This window comes from Sphingobacterium sp. 40-24 (genome assembly GCF_001899705.1).
GTDB classification, from domain to species: Bacteria; Bacteroidota; Bacteroidia; order Sphingobacteriales; family Sphingobacteriaceae; genus Sphingobacterium; species Sphingobacterium multivorum.
The window spans coordinates 262625-289461 of the sequence record NZ_MKWH01000021.1; the positions used below are offsets into that span (position 1 = coordinate 262625).

21 protein-coding genes are annotated in these 26837 nt (G+C 41.8%); 8 read left to right on the forward strand and 13 right to left on the reverse strand.

Annotated features, from left to right (window positions below):
- Window positions 1-19 precede the first annotated feature (19 nt).
- The 3 genes from recG to lipB all read left to right on the forward strand — a co-directional run bounded on the left by recG (window position 20) and on the right by lipB (window position 4585).
- Window positions 20-2125: an ATP-dependent DNA helicase RecG gene (gene recG, locus BGP15_RS07945; protein WP_286752755.1), complete on the forward strand. Its 2106-nt coding sequence runs from the start codon at window positions 20-22 to the stop codon at window positions 2123-2125.
- Between the two features lie 510 nt (window positions 2126-2635).
- Entirely contained in the window at window positions 2636-3826 is a 1191-nt protein-coding gene (hflX, locus tag BGP15_RS07950; RefSeq protein WP_286769173.1) for a GTPase HflX, read from the forward strand.
- Between the two features lie 63 nt (window positions 3827-3889).
- Entirely contained in the window at window positions 3890-4585 is a 696-nt protein-coding gene (lipB, locus tag BGP15_RS07955; RefSeq protein ID WP_286769174.1) for a lipoyl(octanoyl) transferase LipB, read from the forward strand.
- A 183-nt stretch (window positions 4586-4768) separates the two neighbouring features.
- On the opposite strand, the gene BGP15_RS07960 is transcribed toward lipB, so the two are convergent.
- The 3 genes from BGP15_RS07960 to BGP15_RS07970 form a co-directional block, all read right to left on the reverse strand.
- Window positions 4769-5989, reverse strand: a complete 1221-nt coding sequence (locus tag BGP15_RS07960; protein WP_286769175.1) for an SH3 domain-containing protein — start codon at window positions 5987-5989, stop codon at window positions 4769-4771.
- Window positions 5990-6206: 217 nt separating this feature from the next.
- Window positions 6207-6587, reverse strand: a complete 381-nt coding sequence (locus BGP15_RS07965; protein WP_070561333.1) for a hypothetical protein — start codon at window positions 6585-6587, stop codon at window positions 6207-6209.
- Between the two features lie 26 nt (window positions 6588-6613).
- Window positions 6614-7030: a hypothetical protein gene (locus tag BGP15_RS07970; RefSeq protein WP_070561335.1), complete on the reverse strand. Its 417-nt coding sequence runs from the start codon at window positions 7028-7030 to the stop codon at window positions 6614-6616.
- 186 nt (window positions 7031-7216) lie between these two features.
- Here BGP15_RS07970 and BGP15_RS07975 point away from each other — a divergent pair, with 186 nt between their 5' ends.
- Both BGP15_RS07975 and BGP15_RS07980 read left to right on the forward strand, forming a co-directional pair.
- Complete coding sequence (locus BGP15_RS07975) at window positions 7217-8452, forward strand: hypothetical protein (protein WP_159333465.1); 1236 nt, start codon at window positions 7217-7219, stop codon at window positions 8450-8452.
- Window positions 8453-8495: 43 nt separating this feature from the next.
- Window positions 8496-10187 (forward strand): HEPN domain-containing protein, encoded by a 1692-nt coding sequence (locus BGP15_RS07980; RefSeq protein WP_286769176.1) that lies wholly within the window; start codon window positions 8496-8498, stop codon window positions 10185-10187.
- A gap of 99 nt (window positions 10188-10286) precedes the next feature.
- On the opposite strand, the gene BGP15_RS07985 is transcribed toward BGP15_RS07980, so the two are convergent.
- Window positions 10287-10925 carry an NAD-dependent epimerase/dehydratase family protein gene (locus BGP15_RS07985; RefSeq protein WP_286752761.1) on the reverse strand — a complete coding sequence of 213 codons (639 nt, stop codon included), beginning with the start codon at window positions 10923-10925 and terminating at the stop codon, window positions 10287-10289.
- A gap of 76 nt (window positions 10926-11001) precedes the next feature.
- Window positions 11002-12579, reverse strand: coding sequence for a Na+/H+ antiporter (locus tag BGP15_RS07990; RefSeq protein ID WP_286752762.1), 1578 nt, complete (start codon window positions 12577-12579; stop codon window positions 11002-11004).
- A 174-nt stretch (window positions 12580-12753) separates the two neighbouring features.
- Here BGP15_RS07990 and BGP15_RS07995 point away from each other — a divergent pair, with 174 nt between their 5' ends.
- Both BGP15_RS07995 and BGP15_RS08000 read left to right on the forward strand, forming a co-directional pair.
- Window positions 12754-13125, forward strand: a complete 372-nt coding sequence (locus BGP15_RS07995) for a hypothetical protein (RefSeq protein WP_286769177.1) — start codon at window positions 12754-12756, stop codon at window positions 13123-13125.
- A 2-nt stretch (window positions 13126-13127) separates the two neighbouring features.
- Window positions 13128-14543 carry an aminotransferase-like domain-containing protein gene (locus BGP15_RS08000; RefSeq protein WP_286752764.1) on the forward strand — a complete coding sequence of 472 codons (1416 nt, stop codon included), beginning with the start codon at window positions 13128-13130 and terminating at the stop codon, window positions 14541-14543.
- A gap of 192 nt (window positions 14544-14735) precedes the next feature.
- Here the strand turns inward: BGP15_RS08000 and BGP15_RS08005 are convergent, their stop codons facing one another.
- From BGP15_RS08005 to BGP15_RS08035, 7 genes are all read right to left on the reverse strand, one after another.
- Window positions 14736-16379, reverse strand: coding sequence for a PepSY-associated TM helix domain-containing protein (locus BGP15_RS08005; protein WP_286769178.1), 1644 nt, complete (start codon window positions 16377-16379; stop codon window positions 14736-14738).
- A gap of 6 nt (window positions 16380-16385) precedes the next feature.
- Window positions 16386-16664 (reverse strand): hypothetical protein, encoded by a 279-nt coding sequence (locus BGP15_RS08010; RefSeq protein WP_046672687.1) that lies wholly within the window; start codon window positions 16662-16664, stop codon window positions 16386-16388.
- A 10-nt stretch (window positions 16665-16674) separates the two neighbouring features.
- Window positions 16675-17007, reverse strand: coding sequence for a hypothetical protein (locus BGP15_RS08015; protein ID WP_075994512.1), 333 nt, complete (start codon window positions 17005-17007; stop codon window positions 16675-16677).
- 29 nt (window positions 17008-17036) lie between these two features.
- Window positions 17037-19451, reverse strand: a complete 2415-nt coding sequence (locus BGP15_RS08020) for a TonB-dependent siderophore receptor (RefSeq protein WP_286769179.1) — start codon at window positions 19449-19451, stop codon at window positions 17037-17039.
- A 121-nt stretch (window positions 19452-19572) separates the two neighbouring features.
- Window positions 19573-20289 carry a DUF4198 domain-containing protein gene (locus BGP15_RS08025; RefSeq protein WP_286769180.1) on the reverse strand — a complete coding sequence of 239 codons (717 nt, stop codon included), beginning with the start codon at window positions 20287-20289 and terminating at the stop codon, window positions 19573-19575.
- A gap of 387 nt (window positions 20290-20676) precedes the next feature.
- Entirely contained in the window at window positions 20677-21489 is an 813-nt protein-coding gene (locus BGP15_RS08030; RefSeq protein WP_046672690.1) for an MBL fold metallo-hydrolase, read from the reverse strand.
- A 76-nt stretch (window positions 21490-21565) separates the two neighbouring features.
- On the reverse strand, window positions 21566-22993 hold the full coding sequence (locus BGP15_RS08035) for an L-serine ammonia-lyase (RefSeq protein WP_286769181.1): 1428 nt from the start codon (window positions 22991-22993) through the stop codon (window positions 21566-21568).
- Window positions 22994-23208: 215 nt separating this feature from the next.
- Between BGP15_RS08035 and BGP15_RS08040 the strand changes: the two genes are divergently transcribed.
- A complete protein-coding gene (locus tag BGP15_RS08040) occupies window positions 23209-24756 on the forward strand; it encodes a glycoside hydrolase family 10-like protein (RefSeq protein ID WP_286769182.1) in 1548 nt (515 codons plus the stop codon).
- 95 nt (window positions 24757-24851) lie between these two features.
- Here the strand turns inward: BGP15_RS08040 and BGP15_RS08045 are convergent, their stop codons facing one another.
- Complete coding sequence (locus tag BGP15_RS08045; protein ID WP_286769183.1) at window positions 24852-26558, reverse strand: glycoside hydrolase family 3 protein; 1707 nt, start codon at window positions 26556-26558, stop codon at window positions 24852-24854.
- Window positions 26559-26837: the final 279 nt, after the last annotated feature.

The window sequence follows — 26837 nt, forward strand, 5'->3', positions numbered from 1 at the left end:
AATTTAGCCATCAAGAAGAATGGCTGAATTACGTTTAATTACTCCAATAGAATACCTCAAAGGTGTAGGTCCACAAAAAGCAGATGTACTCAAAAAAGAGCTACAGGTATTTACCATTGGCGATCTATTGACACAATACCCTTTCCGTTATATCGACCGTACGGAGTTTCATAAAATCAGGAAACTTCACCCCGATATGATGGCTGCACAGGTGCTGGGCCGTCTGGTTTCTTTACAGCTCGTGGGCGAAAAGAGAACGAAACGTCTTGTTGGCTCATTCAAAGATGAGACCGGCTCCATGGAACTGGTCTGGTTTCAGTCCATCCCCTGGCTTCAAAAATCATTGAAAGTCGGATCCGCCTATATTATATATGGCAAGCCGAGCGAATTCAATGGCCAGCTATCCATTACCCATCCCGAAATGGATCTGTATAACCCGCAGGTAAAACAGATCGGCAATATGAGTTTACAGCCGGTTTATTCATCGACAGAAAAACTCAAAAAGTTTAATCTGGATACCAAGGGAATCCAACGCTTACAACAGACTGCATTGGAAACCGTATTCCGTAGTATTGACGAATCGCTTCCCCAGGATGTGCTTGCTAAACATGGTCTCATTTCCAGGCAACAGGCTTTCGCTTCCATCCATTTTCCAAGCGATCAAAAGGAGCTGAACCAGGCCATCAAACGCATCAAATTTGAAGAGCTATTTTTTATTCAGCTGAAGCTGCTCAACAACAAGCAGCTCAACACACAGAAATTCAGAGGCCAGCGGTTCAATAAAGTCGGTGAAAAATTCAACACGTTCTTTAACGAGCGCCTTCCATTTCCTTTGACAGGAGCGCAAAAGCGCGTTGTGAAGGAAATCCGCATGGATACCAATACAGGTGCGCAGATGAACCGCCTGGTACAGGGCGATGTAGGTTCCGGGAAAACAGTTGTTGCCCTCATGAGCATGCTGCTTGCTGTCGACAATGGATTTCAGGCCTGTATGATGGCTCCTACAGAAATCCTGGCGACACAGCATTATCATGGACTAAAGCAGCTCGTGGGCGATGACATCGTCAATATCAAGCTACTTACAGGATCCACAAGCACAAAGGAACGCCGTTTGATCCACCAGGCACTGGAAGATGGCAGCTTAGATATTTTAATTGGCACCCACGCCCTGATCGAGGATAAGGTACAGTTCAAGAACCTGGGCTTCGTTGTTATTGACGAACAACACCGCTTTGGCGTGGAACAACGGGCCAAACTCTGGCGCAAGAATGTCATTCCACCGCATATGTTGGTCATGACAGCGACACCAATTCCACGCACATTGGCCATGACCATGTATGGCGACTTGGACATCTCTGTAATTGACGAATTACCTGCTGGGCGTAAACCGATTAAGACTGTTCACTTTTTTGAAAGCTCCCGTTTACGGATGTTTGGTTTTATGCGTGAGGAGATCGCCAAGGGAAGACAGGTCTATGTGGTATATCCCCTCATCAAGGAAAGCGAAAAACTGGACCTGATCTACCTTGAAGCAGGTTTGGAGAACTTACAACGTGAATTTCCATTACCACAATACAAGATCAGTATTGTTCATGGCAAGATGCCTGTAAAGGACAAGGACTTTGAGATGCAGCGCTTTGTCAAACACGAAACACAGATTATGGTTGCCACTACCGTTATCGAGGTGGGCGTTAATGTTCCCAATGCATCGGTGATGGTCATTGAAAATTCCGAACGATTTGGACTATCCCAGCTGCATCAATTGCGTGGTCGTGTAGGCCGTGGTGCTGAACAGTCTTTCTGTATTCTGATGTCGGGCAATAAGCTGAGCAAAGAAGGACGATTAAGGCTGGATACCATGGTGCGTACCAATGACGGATTTGAAATTGCAGAAGTCGATCTACAGTTACGTGGCCCGGGCGACATCTCCGGCACGCAACAATCGGGTGTACTTGACCTCAAGATGGCGAATCTGGCGACAGATCAGGCATTGCTTACAGAATGCCGCAACACGGTCATTGCTATCTTCAAAGAAGACCCAACGCTACAAAGCGAAAAGAATCAGTTGCTGCGAAGCTTCCTCGCCAGAAAATCAGATGGCATTGCCTGGGACAAGATTTCTTAATCGCATGTCATTTTCGAAATAAAAAGCGGGGCCAGCAAATAAATCGATAACGTGTTTAAGTGAATAAATAGAGCGCATTGGGATCTAAAGGCCACTCGTCAACATAAATAGGATACGAATTGTTTTTATTAGTTCTTGAAGACAATTTATCTTTTTTGTATATAAAACCAAATTTATTTACTTTTGCATCATTATGAACATGATATAGAAAAATATCCCTTCTTTTACTAGGCAAAAGATGGCGACCGAACGCTTACATATTTTGAGTTGCCCTGGTAAGCAAATCATAGGAAATTTATTGGTTAATGGAGAATTATGTCATAATCGGCATCAGTCTTGTGTGGTGTACAAACGCATAAATTCTTAAATTTACCTTTTCAAACAAAAACCGGGCTTACAAGCTCATTGAAAATAATTTAAAAAGTGAACGTATAACAAGAGGTAGGCAATAGCATACATTGCAAAGCTTAATGACCTCCCTACTTCACTTGAAAGACTTAATAGTACAAAATGGCCAGAATTAAAATACACGATACAGCAATAAAACCCGAAACAGCCGTCCTGGTGAGTGTGATCACGCCAAGTGTGACGGAGACAAAAGCAAAGGAATATTTGGAGGAACTTGAATTTTTGGTACAGACTGCCGGTGGCGAGACCAAAGGCATGTTTACACAGAAACTGGGCTTCCCAGATCGCGCTACATTTGTCGGCAGTGGAAAGCTGGAAGAAATAAAAGCATACGTTGAAGCGGAGGAAATTGACATCGTTGTTTTCGACGATGAGCTTTCACCTTCGCAGCTGCGTAATATTGAGAAAGAATTGAAACGCAAGATATTGGACCGCTCCAACCTTATCCTGGACATCTTTGCCCGACATGCCAAAACTGCTCAGGCAAAGACACAGGTCGAATTGGCACAGCTGCAATATCTATTACCACGTCTGACCCGTATGTGGACCCACTTGGAACGTCAGCGCGGGGGTATTGGTATGCGTGGTCCGGGTGAGTCACAGATCGAGACCGATAGACGGATCATCCTGGACAAGATTTCCCTGTTCAAAGAACGCCTAAAAGCAATCGACAAGCAAAACGAGACACAACAAAAAAACCGTGGCGAGATGATCCGTGTAGCTTTGGTAGGTTACACCAATGTCGGAAAATCAACGATCATGAATATGATCTCCAAGTCTGATGTACTGATCGAGAATAAACTTTTCGCAACATTGGATACAACGGTACGTAAAGTTGTGATCGACAACCTTCCTTTTTTGCTTTCAGATACCGTTGGTTTTATCCGCAAACTACCGCACCATTTGGTGGAATGTTTCAAATCCACATTGGATGAAGTTCGGGAAGCCGATGTCCTGATCCATGTGGTCGACATCTCGCATCCGAATTTTGAAGATCATATCCAGGCGGTAAACGAAACATTGAAGGATCTTAAAGCACTTGACAAACCGGTGATTACAGTGTTCAACAAAATTGACCTTTATAAACCGGCCGTCGAAGAAGGACACGATGGTGAGGAAATCGAGGTCACGTTGGATGATTTTCGTAATTCCTGGATGGCAAAAAATTCTGATCCAGCAATCTTTCTATCAGCAACGAATAAAACGAATATCGAAGAGTTCAAACAAAAACTTTACGATATCATTGTGAAGATGCACAATGAACGTTACCCATACAATAACTTATTGTATTAATTTTGAGAAACAATGCTGTGAATGGGGCCTTATGTTCCATTCACAAGCTTAAAAAAATACGAAATGAACAAAGAGGTGCAGTTTCAAGATTGGGGGCTTGTCGATTATCAGGAAGCCTGGGACAGACAAGAATCCATCTTTAAGGGCGTATTGGACATTAAACATGACAATAGGGTCAACGCAACAGCAACCAGTACCCCGAACTACTTGATCTTTACAGCACATCCCCATGTTTATACCTTAGGGAAAAGCGGGCACGAGGAGTATTTGCTGTTAGATGAAAAAGGACTGGAAGAGAAAGAGGCCAAATTCTATAAGATCAACCGGGGTGGCGACATTACCTATCACGGTCCGGGACAGATTGTCGGTTACCCGATCCTGGATCTCGACAACTTCTTTACCGATATCCATCTGTATCTGCGTACACTGGAAGAGGCCATCATACTGACCTGTGCGGATTATGGTATCGAAGCAGGGAGATATCCCGGGTTTACGGGAGTATGGATAGAACCGGATAAACCAACTGCACGCAAGATCTGTGCAATGGGCGTGCGTGCTTCACGCTGGGTGACCATGCATGGCTTCGCATTCAATGTCAATACAGATCTTGATTATTTCGGCAACATCATTCCTTGCGGCATCGACGATAAGGATGTAACGTCTTTAAAACGGGAGCTTGGCAAAGAAGTTGATATGGAAGACGTGAAAGGGAAACTTAAAGGCCATATTGCCCAACTCTTTGAAATGCAAATAGTGTAATTTAAGTTTTCAATAACATACAAAGGCCCTTTGAAAGCGGAATTTTAATCTCCTTTCAAAGGGCCTTACTTTTTTGAGCATCCCTGTTCCTCATGGTTAATAAAACCCCTACTAAAGACACAAACGAGGGACATTTTCAGACACTTGGAGGTCTTTACGTGACCCCGACGCTATTTCCGAATATCAACAATAATACATACACTCATAGCTGGCGAGTTTCCCATCAACAAATCTGAAAATAAATAATCCTGCATCGCCATTTTGAATATAGAAAGTATGTGGCGTTGAAATCCAGTCTGCCGAAAGCAGTTCACCAAAGTGGTTTACAAAGTCTCTTTCCGCATAATTGGCATCCATCCGCTGGTCCCCCAACACAATAGCTTCACCCGCACTAAAAAATAGCTTATACAAGGTTCCGACCACTTTGCCTTTATAATTTTCTTCAAAGGCAACGATCATATTCGGTGTTTTATAATAATACTGCGGCTCCCAGCCACATTCGGGCATATCGGGGATTTCGGTAACCCGCTGCAGCGCCAGTTGCTTCATTTGTCCATCTGTGATTTTACCATCAAATAAAGACACTCCTTTCCATTCGAAATGGAAGTTTAAGGCCTTCAGTTTCTTTGTGTACACTTCGGACTGGAACTCATGTTGAAATTTATCGGCCATTAACAGTTCAAAATCGACATCAACCTTGGGGTCCACTTTTCCCGCTTTGTCGTAAGATTCCTTCCAATAGGTAAGCGCCTGTTTTAACTTGGAATACTTCGTCCAGCCGATTTCACGTAGACGGCCTGCCTGTATCAGTTCTTCCTCCTGGTCCTTCCCTTTGACAGCCAAATATTCTTTAAGGACCTTGTCATAGCTTAACTCAGCACCCAAAAATTTCATCTGAATGTACTCCGGATTTTCATGGAAGTGGTCTCCGATGTAGACCCATCCATCTGTGTAGAGCGGCACATAATCGATACATACCATTTCATTGAGCCCCGCCCTACGCACAGCGGTACTTGTGGTATTGGGTGCCTTACGCACGCGCAATTGCGAGACCTGTACATAGAAATGTGGGCATTGAGCGCCTTCTGTTCCGCGATAGAAATATTGTTGTGGTTCTCCGGCAGACCTTTTTCCATCCATGGCACTTTTCAGAGGCTGACGGTCTATAAAACCGATATCCCCATTATTCACCTGCACTTTGTACTGCGTATTGGTGGAATCCAACAGATACACAGGTGCCTCTGTTGGAAAAACTCCCAAGAGGTCTTTATTATTTCCTGCTTCACGGAAAAGGTGCCCCCATGTTGAGGTATAAAGTGGCCGTTGACCCGCTGGCTGTCCTACTGCGTGATGCACAAACCAACTAACAAAAAAGCAGAGTATGAGTAATCCTTTTTTTGGCATAAAATTAATTCTTTGAATACATGACTACTGGTCGCTCCATTGCGATCAAAGCAGGGCACGAGACATCTATAAATGCAATAGAAACTTTTCCTGGCTACCGGTCAAACACGCACCGTTGCAATAACGAAATTAAAACAAAAAGGAGGCCAATGAAATCACCGGAATCAGGTATTTTTTTGGGCAGGAGATTGTTTGGTTTCTAAACTACGCAATGTGGCTATTTGCGCTGTAATAAACTTACCTGACCTTCCAATGAGAGGATTGTTTTTTCCTGTGCCTTGACCGTTTGCTCTAAGGCATTGACCAGCTGTTTATAAATACCAAGACCTTCGGCAGTGACATGAGCTGTTTCGGCAGGTAGAGCACTGAGTGCCCCCTTCTCATCCTTTCGCATCATAGTCCCTTCACCCATGAGCAACCAGGCTGGGCTAATGTCAGGATGTTTGGATAGTATAGCCACCATAGCATCTGAACTGAGTGCAGTATTTTTCTGCCCTCCCTTAAAGTTTGCATAGGAAAGTTGCACATCTTTGAAAAATTCGGTTTTACTGATGCCTTTGGTTTCAGCGATCAGCAGCACACGTTCCTTTACATTCACTTTTTTCCTTTTTAAAAATCTGTGGTTTATTTATTTCTTAACGATTTTATTTCTTGCTCTTGAATTGACAATAATCGCTCCAACGAAATAATTGTCTTCTCCTGAGATTTAATTGTGATATTTTGTGACGATATAACCTGTCTTAAGGAGTTGACAACGGCATTAGTAACGCCCTCAATTTCATTTGTCACATAACCCTCCTTTTCTTCTTCCTGAGCAAGAACGGGCTTTAGCATCTCACCTTCGCCTTTTAACAACCATTCGGAAGAATATGCAGGATATTTTTCAACAATACTAACTAACCATTTCGCCTGTACATCTGTATTGTTGGTTAAGGCACGTGTAAATACGCCTCTACTAGCTCCAACGGCAGTTTCAAAGGCTGTCACGCTCAGTCCTTCTCGATCTGCAATAACTTTAATTCTCGTTAAAAAAGAACTCATAATCAATAATTATCAATATAAAATTTGATTAATTGAAAATTAGTGTTTAAATTAGCTTAACTATTGATAATTATAAACACATCATTCACCAAAAACTAACAAATGAAACCAACAGGGCTATAGATCAGTGCACAGATCATTATGAGCCCAAGCAGCAGTTTCATCAACTTTAAAACATATAATCTGATGAAAAATACGCAAAAGAAACTAAAAGCGAAACATTTTCGCTATTTAACCCAAGAACACATCGACGATCCGATGAAATATCTCATTGGGTTCTTTGAAAGCGAAACATCCATACGTGACTGGTTAGCGGACCTAAATACGCTAATTAACGCGGCTTCAAACGCAAAGATGAACCCACCACGTTCCTCTACCGGATATCTCACTAGAAAATTAATTGAACAGGTGGAATTGGCCTATGTTATTTTTAGGAAATGTAAACTAAAAACAATAGAACAACCGCTGAAGTTCAACAAAGGCGTTTCAGACTACTGGAATCAGCTATTAGCAACAGACTCATCGGCAAGCAATATTGATACTGCAGCAGACAGCATTAGCCGTTTTTTTTCTTATGAGTCTTTACAACAATGGTACAACATTCTTGATGATTTATGGATAAGTTTAGGAGACAGAGATAATGGCTTTTTAGGCGACAATGGCCATGAAATTCTTGCTATAAAAGAATTCCTACTGCGCCTAGCTGCTGCTCTCGGAAAGATCTATGAAGATGCAATTCTGCCGAATACCCCTGAATCTTATCAGGAAAAAAATGTAAAGAGCGAAATTTCTGAAAATTTAGCGGAAGAAACTCCAACATCTGAAAAAATCAACACATTGACAGGTGAAATAAAGAAAAGTCCACAAAAGACCGAGACCCTCCAAAAAATCAAAAACATTTTGGGAGGAGAAGATCTACAGGACTGGCAAGCATTCATTAACAGCCTATATATATCAGCAGAGAGGGACTTTAAAAGCTGGGATAATGCGTTCAAAGTATATATTCCTGAAAGTAGATTTTGGCTATTTACCCAGTCAATAACACTCTTAGATATTTTATACGAGGAAGTCTTTTGGTTTGTTGATAGAGATGCAGAAATAGCATTAACTCCACGCCGAGAGGTCTCCTTATATTATATATTCCGGGACAAAAATACAATTGGAAATTTCACAGCTCTATCACTACTGGAAGCGAGTTATCCAGAGTACTATCTCATTAAAATGCTATTTACCTATCCAATTTTCGATTGGCGCGACAACCTTACAGATCTCATGCACAGAGGATTCGTATTGAACAAAGGCACAGTATACTATGGGGATCTGGATATCCCTGAATTCCTCCTCAACTTTCAAAAATTGATTGAGCTCTGCTATCTCCTTACCAATAAAGATGAAATAAAATTTACCAAGGCGATCGCTTAGGAAATTTGTAAAACTAAATACAACCATTTATTCAACCCATATTATGAATACCGATATTAACCCTATTATCGAGGCAATCCTTCGTTCTGTTGCTGTCGATGAAATCTACCAATGGACTTTTGACCACGATGGTAAAAAGTATCAGATGCTACAGGTCAATCTTACCTCAAATGCCGGAATTCGATTTTCCGACGCCAACAGTCTGATAAACAAAACTGTTGGCTCCTATCCCAATGTGTATATCAATGTGAACTTCACGCACGAAATACAACAAAAAGTGGATCAAGGTTTAGGCCGGGCCTATCTTATTTGCCAACCTGAAAACCGCATTTATCAGAATCCTGTGCAAGAGATTCCCCTTGTCTTACCCAATAATAAAAGTGACGAAGTCATCGAAAAAACACGGACATATATCGAAAAGGAAAAGAGCAAGATTCGATCTTTTATTGATGGCTACAATTTCTATTTTGAGCATAAAAATTATGCACACGCAGCATTCATGCTACATCAAGCTTTAGAGCTTGCATTTCGAACAGCCGAAAATATCCTCGTTGTTGAGGATAAGAAGTCCCATTCCTTAAAAAACCATATAAACTATCTCAGAGCTTTCGACGATCGCCTCGGTACACTAGCCGATAATAACGAAAAAAAACAAGCTTTGGAGAAAATTAACAAGGCTTACATCGACTATCGATATCACTTTGATTATTTTATCGATGAAGATGTATTAGAAACAGCCTATCAGATTGCGATCAATACATTAAACTGGATATACGATTATTCCAATCTTCTCTACGAAGAAATAAGGGTAAAACTAACCATTCTTCAAAATAGTAATAACGAAGTTGAAAATTACAAAAATAACAATGATATATACAAACAAACCTATTGTAACTCCAACTATCGGGATCTTATTCTTAATGCAATTGAATGTTATTGTACACCTGCTTTGGTTGCTTGTTTTGGTTATGACTCTGATTATCACAGATACCATAATGCGCTCCAAAGAGCCAAAAAGGACCACATCACCCATTCCTACTATATTTTTGTTGCTTATGAGACTTTAAATGGCGAACTCAATAATTTAACACAACTCATTGCGGATATGCTTCCCAACAATGTGTCGCTCACGCTGGCCCTGGAAAACTCAGCCGTTTTCAGCAAACAGTTTTCAAAGGGTCATCCCTTTTTTCTTTCACTCCTGAAAGCAGGTGACATCTGGTTGCAAAATACATCCATGGCCAATATCGATCTGGAAAGCATCGTTGCCCCACAGCTAAATCTAGATTATGTACGTCAACAATGGAAGACGCGCTATAATAATGCGCGCACATTATACTTGCCTTATGAGGAATACTGCTCGGCAATAAGCATAGAGGCCGTATATTTTATGCTATCTCAAGCGCTGGAACAAGTTTGTCTTGGCGTAATCAATACCGTACTTCAATACAAACCGCAACGGGTCAACCTTACTTTCCTCATGCAACTCTGCAAATTGATAGTTCCTGATGCCTACTTCATATTTTGCTTGGATCATCAAGATCAGCTTAACGCCTTCAAAAACATTACGGAAGCACAGCAGGAATTTAGATATAATGCAAATTATAAAGGAAATCCACTAACAATTATAGAATTGCAAAAACGCACAAAAACGTTTATAGAAAGGTGTAACCAAGAGATGGAAAGCTATTTCGAGAAAATTTCTAGCCAACAGCTGGTCGAACAAGTTGAATAGAAGGCCGATTATGAAGGAATAAACCAATTATAATTTTGTCAAATAATTTGCAAATAATCGGGATTATTCCGATTGCTATATAAATATTTAACTAAGCGGTCAAGCAAGGGCCCGAATATCTTTAATCTCCAATATATTCTTAACGTTATCTCTTTCCACGGCATGTATCATGGCACGTCCGACTTCATGTAGGGAAAGTACTGCTGAAGGGGCAAAAAATTTGATTATTTTGGCCACAAAAGCAAAGGGATTGGCATGCTTTTGCCCTGAAACAGTCGTCATTGCTCCTGGTCTAAAGTTATACTCCTTTTTGAACGGTAATTTGGCAAGATCATTCTCTGTTTTACCCTTAACCCTAGCCCACATCACTTTGCCTTGCTCCGTACTATCGGTGCTTCCTCCGGAAACATAAATAAAACTGATCTCCGAATTGATTTCCAGCAGAGACTTTGCAAAAGCTAGTGTTGTATCATAAGTAATATAACGGTACTTGTCTTCTTTCATTCCCACAGAACTCACGCCAGCACAGTAAAAGCAGGCATCATAGCCTGCAATCGCATCTCTAAATAGCGAGAGTTTAGTAAAGTCTTCGACCAAAAGTTCCTTTAATTTTGGATGCTGAATGGCAGCAGTCCGGCGGGAAATGCTCAGCACGGCTGTTACCTTTTCATTTTGTAGACATTCCAGCAAAACGCCTTCGCCAACCATTCCGGTGGCTCCTGTTATAATTACCTTCATATTTCAGCATGGCTCCTCATTGGAACCTTTAGTTAAAAATACATTATTGCCCTGAGGCATTTATAAAACCCTATGACTAAATCCGCCGCAACCGCTCTTCTTCCAAGTCCAGTTGATATAACTGCGAACGAACAATCCCCTCGTCAATAGTCGACTCGCAGTTTAGCTTCTGAAGATACTCCCTTTGTACATCCAAAAGCTCCATAAATATCACTTTCGTTTTTTCATTCATCCACGAATCATCGGCCGCATTCACCTTTTCTTCCCAATGTTTCAAAATGCGGTCCATAACATCACGGTTGTGCAGCTCTTTCTCATGTTTATCTTTCAGAAATTGGTAAACATGATGTTTCAACCCTTGCTTCATGCGACTACGGACCTGCTCTTCGGGCTCTTCTTCAAATGTTTCGAACAGCCTAGTCCTTCTGATTAAGTAGGGCAAGGTAAGCCCTTGTATCAAGAGCGTGGATAAGATCACGACAAAGGTGATGAATAAGATCAGGTTTCGCTGCGGAATAGCCACACCATTCATAACGACAGGAATGGATAATGCTGCTGCCAATGACACCACACCACGCATGCCGGTCCAGCCCAACAAAAGAGGCATTAGAAAACGCTGATTGGTAGATCTCGATCTTGGCGCCACACCCGGGCGAAAAATAAGGGTAGCAATCATGGCTGCATACGAGCTGATAATACGAGCAAGGATCAATACTCCCGTTACCAAAAGACCGTACCCGATGGCTTCTAACAGCGACGTTCCATTGGACCGCAAACCCGCAACAATCTCCGGAAGATCTAATCCAATAATAAAAAATACGATACCGTTCAGGATAAATACAAAACTCTCCCAGACACTCAGCCCCCGCACCCGGCTCGTACTATTGAGAAATGTCAGCCGCTGACCGGACATCAAAAGGCCACCGGCAACGACAGCCAACACCCCTGAGCTATGAAATTGCTCTGCGATCCAATACATAAAGTAAGGTTCAATCAAGGTAAGTGCAATATCCGAGGGCGCATCTGTCGGTAGACGCTTGTGTGCCTGTATAAAAAACCAACCCAATAACAGGCCAATACCCACACCACCGACCAGCATCCAGATAAAGGATACCGCAGCTTGTCCCCATACAAATTGACCTGTCCCAACAGCAATAAGAGCAAAACGGACTATGATCAATGATGAAGCATCATTTAATAGGCTTTCGCCTTCCAGGATCGCAGAGGTAGCTTTGGGAACTTTCACAAATTTCATAATCGCTCCTGTGCTGACAGCATCTGGCGGTGACACAATGCCTCCCAGCAGAAAGCCCAACGCTAGTGTAAAGCCCGGTATATAATAATTGGCAACAACCGCGACAGAAAGTGCCGTAAAGAATACAACCAAGAAGGCAAAACTCCCGATAATACGCCACCATTTCTTCATCTCCTTAAACGAAATTGACCAAGAAGCCTCGCAAAGCAAGGGCGGTAGAAAAATGAGAAAGATGACGTCCGGATCAATCGTCACTACGGGCAAAGTGGGAATAAAACTAATGAATAGCCCCGCCAGAACCAAGAGAATGGGATAGGCTACCCGTAGTTTGGTCGCCCACATTTCGATCAATACGATGATCGCAATCATTGCGATAAATAAAGGAAATAAGCTGTGCATACTACTTCATAATTTATAGATCCGGAGATATCCTTTTCGTAGTGTAAAGATCTCAAATGGAAATTACAAAAATCACCGGACAACCTAATTTTTTTCTGTACCCCTATTTTAACGGCACTCTGTACCTAAACAGCATCCTGTACCCTTCTTAAATTAGCAAAAAGATTTATTCTTATGGCGACAACTGCACATCAACCGTATCTGATCAGACAAGTGGATCTTTCTGATTTAGCGCTTATCAAAGAAATACAAAACAAAAAGCAGGTAGATACAGCACGCATAAGCATGCCTTTCCTGGTGCTCGACCAAGGCAATCAATTAAAAGCCTTTTCGTCTGTAATACTCTGCAGAAAGACTTTACTGTCGGTCGAAATGACCTACGACGGTCCTATTTCGGATACGCTTTCCAACGTATTTATGAACAAAGCGCAATCCTTCTTTGAGCAACAGTTGATGAACCTATTTGGTTCGGAAGAATCGCTCATAAAAGGAATCCGCCGATATAATAACTGGTTAAATCAAAACAGAAACAGTAAATTAGCATAAGGATGGAACAGCAACTGTTATATAAAAAAATAGCCAATATTGTTGAGAACCAGATCAAAAATGGTTCCTTGGTCTATGGCGATCGTTTACCTTCTGTCCGCAGCGCTCAGAAATTATACAATGTAAGTTTAAATACGGCAAAAAGTGCCTATATGGAACTAGAGAGTCGATCGCTCATTGAATCACGCCCCAAATCAGGCTATTTCGTTAGCCGATCCGGGCTTCGTCGGATGGCTATCCCGTCCATTTCTACCTTCAAAATCGACGAAAAGAAACAAGATCCCGCGGCATTGATCGATAAAGTTTTCCACTCCCTGGAAGACAAGGAAATTACACGCTTTTCACTGGGTTTACCCAGTGCATCATTACTTCCGATTCAGAAACTTAATCGATGCATTATAGAGTCGGTTCATGAGCTGCATGATTACGGTGATCAATATGGACAGGTACAGGGAAGTCCAAGCTTACGGAAAGAAATTGCCAAATGGTCATTGGTACTTGAAGGAAAAATAAGTGACGAGGATCTTATTATCACTTCGGGCGCCATGAATGCCATCTACAGCTGCCTTCGTGCCGTCACTAATCCCGGCGACACCATAGCGGTAGAAAGCCCCCTTTACTTTGGCTTTATTCAGGCTTTTCAACTACTGGGCCTCAAAACCATCGAGATTCCGACCCACCCTATTACGGGAATTGAATTGGATGCCCTGAAAAAAGTTATTCATAAAATTGATGTCTGTTGTTTTGTCACCAACTTTAGCAATCCATTGGGCGCACTCATGCCTGAGGAGCACAAGAAAGAGCTTGTCAAACTGCTCGCACACCACCATATTCCATTGATTGAAGACGACCTATATGGAAACATCTATTTCGGTTCGTCACGGCCCAAACCATGCAAATATTTTGACGAAGAGGGACTGGTGATGTGGTGTGGATCATTTACCAAAGTATTAGCCCCAAGTTTTCGGCTCGGCTGGGTTGAGCCCGGGCAATACAAAGATAAGATCCTAAAACAAAAGCTCATACAAACGATTTCGCAGCCTGCAATTTACCAGGAAGCTGTTTCCAAATTCTTACAGATCGGCCGGTACGACCATCACCTCAATAGCTTCAGAAAAAAACTGTACAGCAATTATGTCAATTTTAGAAACAGCATTGAGGCCCATTTTCCGGAAAATACCAAAATGTCGCAGCCCGAAGGTGGCTTTGTACTTTGGTTAGAGCTGGACAAAAAGATAGACTCAACGGTGCTATACGATTATGCGCTCAGGCAAAAGTTGAGTTTTGCTCCGGGAAGGATGTTTACACAGCACGATCAGTTTAAGAACTGTATTCGGCTAAACTATGCTGTGGACTGGAACGAAAAGACAGCACAGGATCTGATGCGCCTCGGCCGATTTTTTAAGGCTGTATTGTAAGAGGAAATTTCCGCGATCATCAGTATGGTATCCTTGGATAAGAATTGCTCTGCGCCATGAGGCGTTGTCTACCAGGATCTGACCTTAAAGGTATTTAAGCCGTACCCTATAAACGTTCCAAGGGCACCTTGTGAGCACCCTTGGAATTAAAAAACAAAGTGTATACACTTCGCAGAGAGAAAAGAATCTTTGTTAACGAATCGTCTCAAAGAATTTTTTAGTCTTGTTATAGGCGATTACACCAATTATACCGATCATCAGCCATAAAAAGTCGACGACGAAAATATCCCGCTGTCCATTGCGGAAGGTATCCCAGATCCAGTTACCAGTCATAAAACCATTGGCAAGTGGAATAAAAAATGCCAATATGCTTCCAACCAGTAATGTTTCGCGATTGGTTCTGCGTATGCTTCTCCGGATAATGTAATACAGTGAAAATAGGAGCCAGCTATAGAAATAAACGCGGTATATAAAATCCTGATTGACCTCAGGGCACAATTTAATAGCAATGAAAGTCAATGCTGTGACAGGCAACATCGTCAGACATATTGCCGTGAAAATGTTGGCCGCCCAGAAATTGAATTTTCGTTTTCGTGGAATTACGTTGTTTTTGTCACGCGCTACCAACCAGATCAATATACCCGAGATAATAACCAGACAGCCCATAACTCCCAAAATAAAGTACACCATCTTAAGCGGGTAGCCGCCATAATCGCCATAATGCAGCCGGTATATAATGCTGCGTACCCCATCTGCATAGCTAGCATCGCTAACTGGTGATTTCTCGGCAACAACTTTATTGTCGGCCGCTCGCACAGACAGCAGACCCGATCCAGCAAAGCTTTTGTTAAAATGCGGTTCCAGCTCCATGATAACATGCATATTGGAGTCTGCGTAGTTTTTGATCGTAATGCGCTGAAAATCGGCTTCCGGCCATTTGTGCTTTGCCAGATCTAAAAATGGAGCGATATTAATGTCTGCATTTAAAGGTTTGTAGGTATAAGGAAAATTGGTTTCGGCACTAACCCCCATCTCCTGATACATTTTTTGCTGATCACCATCATACAACAACTTGCTCAGCGGCAAAGCGAGTACTGAATTGATGATCAAGAACGTACCTGTTACCGCGAAGATAAATTGAAACGGAAAACCAATGACGCCCAATGCGGTGTGCATATCGGTCCATACCGTTTTCCATTTACTAAAGGGTCTGAACACAAAGAAATTTGAGACGATCTTATCCCAATGCAGCAATAACCCGGTAATAAGGGCAAACAGAAAAATAAAAGCGGTAATACCTGCAATAAGATAACCAAATGGCGCTATGCCTACCCGAATCGGCACCTGATTGAGCTGGGCCAAGAAATGCAAACGAAATAAAAACTCGCCCATATCGTAATTCTGCACATAATCTCCAGCCTTTTTCTTGGCAAAATTATAGGTAAAGTTCTTTGAATCATCATCTCCACCCCTTCTGCGGCTATTCTTTTTTGCAGCTTTTTGTTCAGGCGTGATCTTCGCCAGGTTTTCTTTATTGAGAATACTATCGTTGGATGCACTCAAGCCCACATAGGCTGAACTCCCTTCCCGGTGCATATAAAAGGTAATATCGCGTCCATGCAAATTTGTTTGTCCTCTGAGTGAGTCGAGCAAATGATCAACGTTTTTATGATCTTCGCGATAGGTCTTATACGACGTGTTATTCTGCCAGGCAGCGATTTCGTTTCTAAAAAATGCAAATGATCCCGCAAAAAATATCACATAGAGGATGGCGCAGATGATAATGCCGCTAATGGTATGTGTATTGAAGTAAATATTATAATTTCGGTTATTCATGATGACTTACAGTTTGAAGAAATAGGGCAGGGAGAAAAGGACAGCCAACACTAAATATATCCCCCATATTTTCCATCCACTCTTAGCAAGAAAGGCCAACAAGAGCAGTACTGCCCATAGGAGATAGCCCGTGAAGCAAGCCGTGGCAACAACATCCTTTTTCTCAAAAATATGAGTGACCAAAACGTGGAAAGAGATCATGACGACATAACCACCGATAAATCCGGCTGTAATTTTCAGGAACCGCTGAAAGGGCGTACTGAGGTATTTTTTATTAGCAGGCATATTTAATCGGTTAGGAAATCAATAATTCAACACAAAGGCTAAATACATACAATCCCACAATTGGGTATAATTTGAAATAGCGATAAGGATTCAATAGCACCACGAGACACATCATGCACATGAAATAGGCGAAAAATGCAAAAAAGCCCGCGCCAAATCCTTGCATATAGAGAACAGTGCCAAATGGAAAGAGCAGCAGCAATATGCTCAAAGTGCGCACAAACTTAGTTTGTGCGCACAGTTTTTCCAGCCATTGTGGCCTAGGGCCAAATTTCACCTTTTTGCTCGTGTTGTAAAAAAGGTATGCTCCAAAGAGTATAACGATTAGTAATGTACTATACATCGATTCTATAATTTATCGAGATCGTTTATTTAAAACTTATAGGTAACCCCCATACGGAAATTACGTCTAGCTTCTACGATATAGGTGTAATAACTAACACTTTCTGTAACACTCGCATTTTTTGCAGTTGTCGAACCTGAGGTCAGCAACTTCCTGTTATCTAACAAGTTATTTACCATCACAGAAATACTATATTTCCCACTTTGATAGCTGATTCCACCATCCGTTCTTATATAATTCTTAAAGTTACTTTCTTTTGTCGTACCAATAGCACGATCGAACATTCCCTGAACGCTACCTGTTAGCCCCAGTCCTTTCAATGGTCCCTGCTGCAAACGGTAGGTTAACCAAGCATTTGCAGTGTGTTTCGCTGTATTCGGTGTGATATTTCCGATATTTTCTTCTTTTCCATCTTTCGATATTTTGGAATCTGTCAATGCATAGTTGGCATTAACATTTAATCCCTTGACAATTTCACCCGTAATATCGAACTCTATCCCCTTACTTGTCGTTTCGCCAAGGGCGATTTTAAAGAAACTATTACCACCTGCAATTGGATGGTCCAGATCATCTGTTAAAGCATTCTTACGTTTGATCTGGTATGCACTCAACGTAGAAATCCATTTTCCATTACCCCACTCTTTCTTAATACCTGCCTCTAGATCATTACCTCTGACGGGCTTAAAAGCATTTCCTTCCCAATCGGTACCAGCCTGCGGAACAAAAGACTGGTCAAATAATCCATACACACTTGTTGATTTGTCTATGGAATAACTTAATCCAACACGTGGTGTAAATGCTTTATCCGTCCGATCCGCTACAGCCGTTTTCCCTACAGTTTGGGCTATTGTATAACGTAAGCCTAAAGACAAACGTAGTTTTTCTTCCAAAAATGCCATTTCATCATGTACATACAAAGACGAATACGATACCGAGTTAACATAATTTTGTCCCCCTGCCCTTACTTTAATACTTTTGGATCTGTCGGGATTAGGTATTGCCGCTTCCGCGATTCCATAAACAGGATTATAGACATTCAATGGTTTTGTGACCAATGTATCTTTTGCCAGTGCCGAAAAATCACCCCAGAATTTTTTAGTACCAAAGTCAGCACCAGCCAAAATACGATGACGAACGCTACCGGTATATTCTTCTCCTGTAAACGAGAATTGGCCAAATTTGTTTTCCCCTGCTTCATCAGCCATATTATAGGTTCGAGACATGTCACCGTTGGCACGCATCGCACCCACCCACGAACTGGTAGCGATCATTTTAAAATTAAAATAAGCAAGCTGCCCATGGAAATTCCATTTAGAATTTAGTTTTCGATCAAAATATACGTATGCACTATGATCTTTGATTTTATTTGGCGCAAATGAAGGATCTCCTGCAAAAAAATCATTTGAAATACCTGGATCGGCGAATCCTTTTGGCGAAAATGCATAATTACCATTTGACAAGTAGGTAGAACCTTGATAGGTATATTCAAATGTCAATGAAGTTAATGAATCCATCTTGTAAGTCACGACAGGAGCAATCACAATACGGTCACTATAGTTATATTTTGTATAGAAATCCTTCTGTTGACCAGCTACATTCAGACGGTAAAGTAGCTTTCCATCTTTCCGCAATTTACCATCTAAATCAAGAGCAGCACGATACGTACTAAAACTACCTGTATTCAGCGTCACAGATCCCTTGGTATTTCCTGTCGGTTTTTTAGTTACGACATTATAAAACCCGCCAGGTTCACCGTTTGCAAGCATAAAACCCGCAGGCCCCTTTACAAACTCGATCCGCTCGATCATACTCGCATCTTCGGCTGTAGGTCCCCAAGAAGCTTCGATATTCATCCCGTTACGGAATGCTGGGATCTTAGAGCCACGCATACGTATATTGGCATATTGGTTGTCCCAATGGCCTTGACGTGTAGCCCCGCTAATATTACGCGTAATACCATCCACAATATCAAAAACTTGCTGATCGGCCATTAAATCAGCAGAAATAACCTGTATATTTTGAGGTAACTCTAAGATTGGTGTTTTAAGACGTAACGATCCGGAGATACTGTCAAACTTATAATGCTCATAGTATTTACCATAAACCGCAACTTCGTCGATGGCCTGCGATTGGTCTTTTACGATGATGGGCCCAAGGTTTGTCACCTCATCTTTTGCATTCACCTCCATCGTATGCTTACCGTAACCGATCGCTTTAATCTCGATATGGTAGGTTTTGGATGAAAGCTTATGAAAAGCGAAATGCCCCTCACTATCTGTGCTGGTGGTCACACCTGTATTAGTTAATTTTACTGTCGCTCCTGTGATAGGTTCGGATTTTTCATTGATAAGAATTCCTTCAATGACTTTGTTCGTCTGTGCTTGTGCAACAGAAAAGACCGAACTAATCATAGGAATAGCCAAAAAGGATAAAGTTTTATTCATGAATGTAGTATGGTAGATGTTTTATTATAGTAGATTTTTCTTAGATATTTTTTTTGTAAGGACCAATTGGTGTTGCCATCGTTTCAGATAGATCCTTATGTTGTCTGCGCTATAGCTGCGATTATTTGACGGTAATGAAAGTTGTACTTCCCTGCCATGCCGAAGCATAGGCTTTCCCTTCATGTTCACCTACAGTTTCAGCAAACGTACTTGCTTCCAAGACGTATGGACCAGCCCATATTGCGTCAAATGTCAGGATGCCATGCTCGTCCGCAACAAACTCTTTTCCCCAACCGGTAGTCGAAAAAACAGAAACTTTGGCCTGTGGAACAGCTTTGCCGAAGCTGGTGATCTTTGCTTGTATACGTTGCCCCTTTTTTGCGTTAGCCGCACCAAGCAACTCAATTTGCAATGGGCTTTTTACATTTTTATAATCGAGTGTTGCAGACTTTCCTACGATAACAGGCACTAAGGAAGAAAATTCATATTTCGTTTTACCGCCTAGATCTTTAGGTGCTTTAACAATGGATAGGAAATAGGTTCCGGCTGCTGTAGGTTGGAATGAACCGCTAAAGTGATCGCCTTGATTCGTCAATTGAAGCTTGACGGGTTCCTGTCCCGGGGCATGCAACATTAATGAGAAGTCCTTCACGTCGGAGTACCATTTGTCGACCTGATCTCTTTCATTCGTTGCAAACTCGCCGTAATATACCTTGACTTCATGGGATTGGTTTAACGTTCCATAAGAAGATGATTCAATCCAAAGGGCATGGGCATGACTAGAGTGACTACACAGTAATACCGTAAGGAATGTAAAAAATGAAATTAAAATTTTCATAATATGTTGATTGATGTTTAGTTTTCTTCAACTTATTATGGGAGAATTTGCAGGTTTTGCATATGCTTAACAACGAATAAAAGAATAAAATTCGTTATCTTGCAAGTTCTTCCATATCGTATATCGGGAGTAACTGACACAGCGTGCTGTTTCAGTCATCTACATGCAGTTGCCGCTGTATGTAGATTAACGCCATGTGATAGATTGCCGTCTATTACATGGTGTTTTTTGTTTCTTGTTGTCCAATAAGCATAAATATGTTATTTAGACTGATTAAAAACAAAGCAAATATAACAGGAAATCTTTTTAAAACAACTAATTTTTTCATTTTACAGTATTCTTACGCTTTAACTGAAGAAATACAGCGAACAAAAAGAGCCTTGTTAGTTAGGAAGAGAGTGCGGAAAGGATTGAAAAAGATGCCACATGGTTTTCCAGCACAAGTTTCAGGTCGAATAATTCTGTTTCCTGGTAACGTGTCGCGACATGCAGCTGGATACGTTCGCAATGTGGTTCGAAAGTTTGCTGTACCAGATCGACTGTATTATTTTCTCCGGAGAGGTGAGTGAGGATAAGATGTTTAAGACGGTCGGTTTTATAGGCGTTAAACAGCTCGACGGCAACACGATTTGACAAGTGTCCCCAACCACTGCTGATCCGATTTTTCAGGAAATACGAATAGCGTCCTGTACGCAACATCTCCTCGTCATAATTTGATTCCAGGAGCAAAACATCCGAATGTTGAATAACATGCTGCACATTTTCGCAAGGTCGTCCAATATCTGTCAGGACACCGATATTGTATGTTCCATCTGAGACAAGAAAGCTGCATGGTTCTTTGGCATCGTGATATTTGGGAATACCGTACACCTTAAGTCCTCCAATTTCAACAACCTCATCAGGAGAAATGATATGGACCAAATGGGATGGAAGATGCAAACGGGTGCCATCGTAACTTCCCTTGGTAATATAAACCGGTAAATTATATTTTTTGGCAAATACAGATAGGCCCCTAATATGATCAGAATGTTCATGGGTAATGAAAATTGCTTTGATCTGAGTCGGTAAAATACCCAGATTGTACATCCGCAGGTGTATATGCTTGCTGTTGATTCCAGCATCTATCAAGATAGCAGAATCATCTTTAGCGACATAATAACAGTTCCCATTACTTCCGGAGGCGATTGCACAATATTTCATTCGTTTATGCTCTTTATAAGAATAGATCTATTTTACCGCGTCAAAGATACGAAAAACGAGAAAACTTCGGCAGTCATTAACATTCCGGCAAACTCAATGGAATATTGACGGCCAATCCACCATCTGCTGTTTCCTTATATTTGGCATTCATATCCAAAGCAGTCTCCCACATGGTTTTAACCACTGTATCCAAACTTACTTTTGCTTTATCCGGATTCGATTGCAGTGCCAATTGTGCCGCAGTAATGGCTTTAATGGCTCCCATTGTGTTGCGTTCGATGCAAGGAATCTGCACCAGTCCACCGATTGGATCACATGTTAATCCGAGGTGATGTTCCATGGCAATTTCAGCAGCCATCAGCACCTGGCGCTGTGATCCGCCGAGTACTTCTGTCAGCGCACCGGCTGCCATCGCTGATGAAACGCCAATCTCGGCCTGACAACCGCCCATTGCGGCTGAAATGGTTGCATTTTTCTTAAATATCGATCCGATCTCGGATGCGGTAAGAATAAATTGGATAATTTTATTTTCAAGCATTCCGTCGTGGAAAGTAATGTAATATTGCAACACCGCTGGGATAACGCCTGAGGCCCCATTGGTAGGAGCTGTAACCACACGTCCGAAAGAGGCGTTCTCCTCATTTACGGCAAGTGCAAAACAACTTACCCAATCCAGAATATATTGAAAGTTTTGGCCGCCCTCGCGAATGGCCGCTACCCAGGACTCATAATCTTGATAACTTCGTCCCTGCATTAACTTCTTGTTTAGCTTGGCTGCTCTACGTTCGACATTTAAGCCCCCAGGTAATGTCCCGCCAGTATGACAGCCGCGGTAGATACATTCATGTATTGTTTTATAAATATTCAAAACGCCTGCCACGGTTTCACTTTCTTCACGCCATGCACATTCATTTTCAAGGACCAGCTCCGAGATTTTCAGACCCGTTTTCATCGTCCAATGCAAGAGTTCCTGTGCAGTATCGACAGGAAACGGAAGGTCCACTTCAGACAAAACACCTTCAGTATCATTTTCCTGCACCACAAAACCACCCCCTATCGAATAATAGGTTTCGGTCATTGCCTTACCATTGGATAGGAATGCCTGAAAGGTCACTGCGTTGGGGTGAAAAGGTAAACTTTCCGCATATAGAAACAAGAGGTCTTCCGGATAGGAAAAAGGAATCGTCCGTTCGCCAGCGACTTCCAGTTCGCCGACTGTCTTAATATGCTCGACTTTGGGCATCACGCTATTGACATCAAAGGTAACCGGATCATCTCCACTTAGTCCCAGGAGCACAGCAATATCGGTACCATGTCCAGCACCGGTTTTGGCCAAAGAACCATACAGCAGGATTTTGACTTGTTCGACTTCATGCAAGACACCTTTTGACCTAAGAACAGCTGTAAATTGCTGGGCTGCACGCCAAGGTCCTAAGGTATGCGAACTCGAGGGCCCTATACCAATCTTAAACATGTCAAAAACGGATATTTGTTCTTTGCTCATAATCTTTATTATTGTGGTTAGCCGATCAAGCCATTGCTTTTGTGAAAACCGCATCTAAATTAGCACAAATAAAGTACAATGTTACTTGTATTTGCATTATTATCAATTTGAAAACCAAGCTCAGGTTCTTTTAACAAGTATCCAACAAACATCTTACATTTTTTAGGGAAAAAGTAAGAAATGCTTCCCTATCTTTGTTGGCTATAATTTATAGAATGACGGGAAAAACATATTTATATTCTTTTTTTACCATTGTTATCTGTTTATTTTCGATTAGAACGTATTCCCAGCAACTACCTAAGCGGGAGTTTCGTGGCGTGTGGGTTGCAACCATAGGTAATATAGACTGGCCCTCTGTCAAAGCGGGCAATAATGTCGCACAGCAAAAACAGGAGTTTATTGATTTATTGGACCAGCACCGCAGCGCGGGACTGAATGCCATTATTTTGCAGGTACGTCCGGCTGCCGACGCATTTTACGCGAAGGGCAGAGAACCATGGAGTAGATATCTAACCGGGAAACAGGGATTACCACCTTCGCCATTTTATGACCCCTTGGAGTTTGCCATCACCGAGGCCCACAAGAGAGGAATGGAACTCCATGCCTGGTTCAATCCGTATCGTGCTTCGACAACATTAAATCCGGCCCATTTTTCGGATGAGCATATTACCAAGCGCCACCCGGAATGGTTCTTCACCTATGCTGGCAAGAAGCTTTTCAACCCCGGTATTCCGGAAGTTCGCAAATATATTATTGATGTCATCATGGATGTGGTCAAAAACTACGATGTAGATGGCATTCATTTCGATGATTATTTTTACCCCTATCCCGATAGCAGAAATACACCGGTACCGGATCAGATTACCTTTGGTCAATATAATAATGGGATCGAGAAAATTGACGACTGGCGACGCAACAATGTCAACGTACTGGTGCACGATCTTGGTGTTGCCATCAAAAAGATAAAACCATATGTCAAATATGGCATTAGTCCTTGTGGGGTATGGGACAACAAAGAAAATAACAGTGCCGGATCAGATACCCGTGGTCTGAGCGCTTACCGGGAACTGTATGCTGACGGTGTCAAATGGATGCAGGAAGGTTGGATCGATTATATCAATCCACAGATCTACTTTCCATTCAAAAATCGCGCAGCAGCCTATGAGATCTTGGTTGACTGGTGGCAGAAACACACCTATGGCCGTCACTTTTATGTCGGGCATGGAGCTTATCGTGTTACCGAAAATAAAATCGGCTGGACAGACCGTAGTCAGATCCCCAGACAGGTACGCCACTTAAGGGAGGAGCACGATGTGGAGGGAAGTATTTATTTCAGTTCCAAATCACTCACGGACAATCTTGTTGGACTGCAGGATTCCATGCGAAATGACCTGTACCGTACACCGGCTTTACCCCCTACAATGCCTTGGTTAGATAGTATCCCACCCAATGCCCCCTTCGGTCTTCTGGTGAAAAATTCGGCCAATGGTAAAATGAACACCTTATTTTGGCAAAAACCCGATGTGGCCAATGATGGGGAGTCGGCTTATGGCTATGTGATCTATCGCTTCAACCTCGATGAAAAAGTAAACATTAAAGACCCTGGAAAAATCATTTTTATCACCTTTGATGGGGATAAGCTTCAATATACCGATGACGATATCAAACAACATCAACAGTATAAGTATGTTGTGACAGCGATTGATCGCATGAAAAATGAAAGTAAGCCCTCCGATAGCAGGACCGCCAATGAAGAGATTTAAGTGCTGCTAAAAAAATACCTCTTCCGAAATGGCTTTGCAATTGCAGCGAGGCCATTTTTGGAAGAGGTACCGTGTTAGTGTGATTTTAAAATACGTTATTTCCCCTGTCCGTATTTAAATTTTTTGTTTATCGTAACAGGGAGTTTTCCTTTCGGCGTATTTTGCCCTAAAATAGTTTTCACTGCCGCTTTCTGCATGAAAGCATCATTTTGATAGGCCAGCAAAATTGTTTTTGCTTTTTTGGATGCTTCAAATCCATCCACAGCATAGGCATTGGTAAATAAAGTCAGGATTGATTTTTTTGCAAATTTCTTCATCAGGCCCTGAACATCTTTATTTAATACCATGGTCGGACGTGGACGAAGTCTCGTATCGTGTACGGCAATAATAAATTGTTTGTTCTTCTTGATTTCTTTGGTAAGACGTTTGATATCATCCTTACTTGTGCTATCCGTGATGAAATATTGTGTTTCATTTGTGAGTGCACTAGCCAATTCATTTTGGAAGGTCTGATTGGCTGTAATACCAATGTTGATAATAGCCGTAGGTAAATCCTTTTTGAAGGATTTTAATTTTTCTACCGAGTTCAAAGCGGTGATCGCTGCATCGGACAGTTCGTCAATAAGCTGAACTGCTGAAGCACGATGTAAATCATGGTATAGATTCTGTTGTACAGTTGCCTGATATTTATCTAAACCAAGCCAGAGCTTAGCGGCAAGCACTCGTTTTACCCGCGCATCAATATCGGCCTGCGCGATACGTCCTTCTTCAATAGCTTTTACAATCAAATCGATCGCACGCTTGCTATTCTCGGACACTTCAAGTAAATCATGCCCCGCAATAATTGCCTGTACGTCGGCTTCTCCATTTGGAAAAAACTTCTTTACACCTTTCATATCCATTGCGTCAGTGACTGTTAGTCCTTTAAAGCCAAGTTCGTTGCGCAAAAGATCGGTTACAACCTTTTTAGAGATGGAAGATGGCATATTAGGCGTGTCATCTAAACTCGGAATATTCATGTGGGCCACCATAACAGCAGGTGCACCGGCTTTAATAAGCTCTTTGAACGGATACAACTCCAGGGTATCCAAACGTTTTTTGTCGAAAGGTAGTTGCGGCAGATCATAATGAGAATCCACATCTGTATCGCCATGCCCCGGGAAGTGTTTAATGGAAGCCAGGATACCACCATCCACCATACCGTCCATATACGCTTTAGCTTTCTGGGTTACATTATATTTATTATCACCGAAGGAGCGGATACCGATAACGGGATTTTTAGGGTTATTGTTGATATCCACATCAGGGGCAAAATTGAAATGCATACCTATACGTTGGAAGTCTAAAGCAACCTCACGTCCCATGCGATAAATCAGCTGATTATCCTGAACGGCCCCTAAAGTCATCTGATAAGGGAACGACAAAGTAGAATCTGGCATACGCATGCCTAATCCCCACTCGCCATCAAATGTCACCATCAATGGGACCTTGGACAGGGATTGATACCGATTGAACATATCAACATGGCGGACAGGACCGCCCTGAAAAACAACGAGACCGCCCAAATGTTGGTCCTGTATAACCTGAGCTACGGAGTCAATATATTTCTGTCCTAAATTGGTGTGTGCCCTAACCAAAAATAACTGTGCAACTTTTTCTTTTGGCGTCAACGTATTGAATACCGCATCGACCCATGCATGCTGGGAGTTGATGTATTTCACAAAATCTTTTTTGTCCTGAGCTTTCAAAAAAGAAATTGTGCCGACTAATGCCAATATTCCCAGACCGAGTTTTTTGAACATAAATTAGTTTGTATAATGTATTTAAAATAGAAATACTAAGGACGTTATTATTTTGGACAATATGAAATTGTTTTTGCAACAATTTCATATAAACACGCATAAAACAGCAATTCGTAAGGTGCAGAGCTGAAATATACCGCATGTCAATTGGTGGGAGCAATACTAACACTTAATATATAGAAAAATAACAGCGCCGGAATACAACTGCCATCCAACGATTACAATTCAATTATCGGTTTGATAAGCACGAAAGAACTTTATCAAGGAATAGATGTTTAG

Coding starts and splice junctions, on each gene's coding strand:
- BGP15_RS07975 (WP_159333465.1), top strand. CDS start 7,217: ATGAAAAATACGCAAAAGAAACTAAAAGCGAAACATTTTCGCTATTTA.
- BGP15_RS08020 (WP_286769179.1), bottom strand. CDS start 19,451: ATGAATAAAACTTTATCCTTTTTGGCTATTCCTATGATTAGTTCGGTC.
- BGP15_RS08030 (WP_046672690.1), bottom strand. CDS start 21,489: ATGAAATATTGTGCAATCGCCTCCGGAAGTAATGGGAACTGTTATTAT.
- BGP15_RS08025 (WP_286769180.1), bottom strand. CDS start 20,289: ATGAAAATTTTAATTTCATTTTTTACATTCCTTACGGTATTACTGTGT.
- BGP15_RS08040 (WP_286769182.1), top strand. CDS start 23,209: ATGACGGGAAAAACATATTTATATTCTTTTTTTACCATTGTTATCTGT.
- BGP15_RS08045 (WP_286769183.1), bottom strand. CDS start 26,558: ATGTTCAAAAAACTCGGTCTGGGAATATTGGCATTAGTCGGCACAATT.
- BGP15_RS08035 (WP_286769181.1), bottom strand. CDS start 22,993: ATGAGCAAAGAACAAATATCCGTTTTTGACATGTTTAAGATTGGTATA.
- BGP15_RS08015 (WP_075994512.1), bottom strand. CDS start 17,007: ATGTATAGTACATTACTAATCGTTATACTCTTTGGAGCATACCTTTTT.
- BGP15_RS08010 (WP_046672687.1), bottom strand. CDS start 16,664: ATGCCTGCTAATAAAAAATACCTCAGTACGCCCTTTCAGCGGTTCCTG.
- BGP15_RS07980 (WP_286769176.1), top strand. CDS start 8,496: ATGAATACCGATATTAACCCTATTATCGAGGCAATCCTTCGTTCTGTT.
- BGP15_RS07990 (WP_286752762.1), bottom strand. CDS start 12,579: ATGCACAGCTTATTTCCTTTATTTATCGCAATGATTGCGATCATCGTA.
- hflX (WP_286769173.1), top strand. CDS start 2,636: ATGGCCAGAATTAAAATACACGATACAGCAATAAAACCCGAAACAGCC.
- BGP15_RS07970 (WP_070561335.1), bottom strand. CDS start 7,030: ATGAGTTCTTTTTTAACGAGAATTAAAGTTATTGCAGATCGAGAAGGA.
- BGP15_RS07995 (WP_286769177.1), top strand. CDS start 12,754: ATGGCGACAACTGCACATCAACCGTATCTGATCAGACAAGTGGATCTT.
- BGP15_RS07985 (WP_286752761.1), bottom strand. CDS start 10,925: ATGAAGGTAATTATAACAGGAGCCACCGGAATGGTTGGCGAAGGCGTT.
- recG (WP_286752755.1), top strand. CDS start 20: ATGGCTGAATTACGTTTAATTACTCCAATAGAATACCTCAAAGGTGTA.
- lipB (WP_286769174.1), top strand. CDS start 3,890: ATGAACAAAGAGGTGCAGTTTCAAGATTGGGGGCTTGTCGATTATCAG.
- BGP15_RS07960 (WP_286769175.1), bottom strand. CDS start 5,989: ATGCCAAAAAAAGGATTACTCATACTCTGCTTTTTTGTTAGTTGGTTT.
- BGP15_RS08005 (WP_286769178.1), bottom strand. CDS start 16,379: ATGAATAACCGAAATTATAATATTTACTTCAATACACATACCATTAGC.
- BGP15_RS08000 (WP_286752764.1), top strand. CDS start 13,128: ATGGAACAGCAACTGTTATATAAAAAAATAGCCAATATTGTTGAGAAC.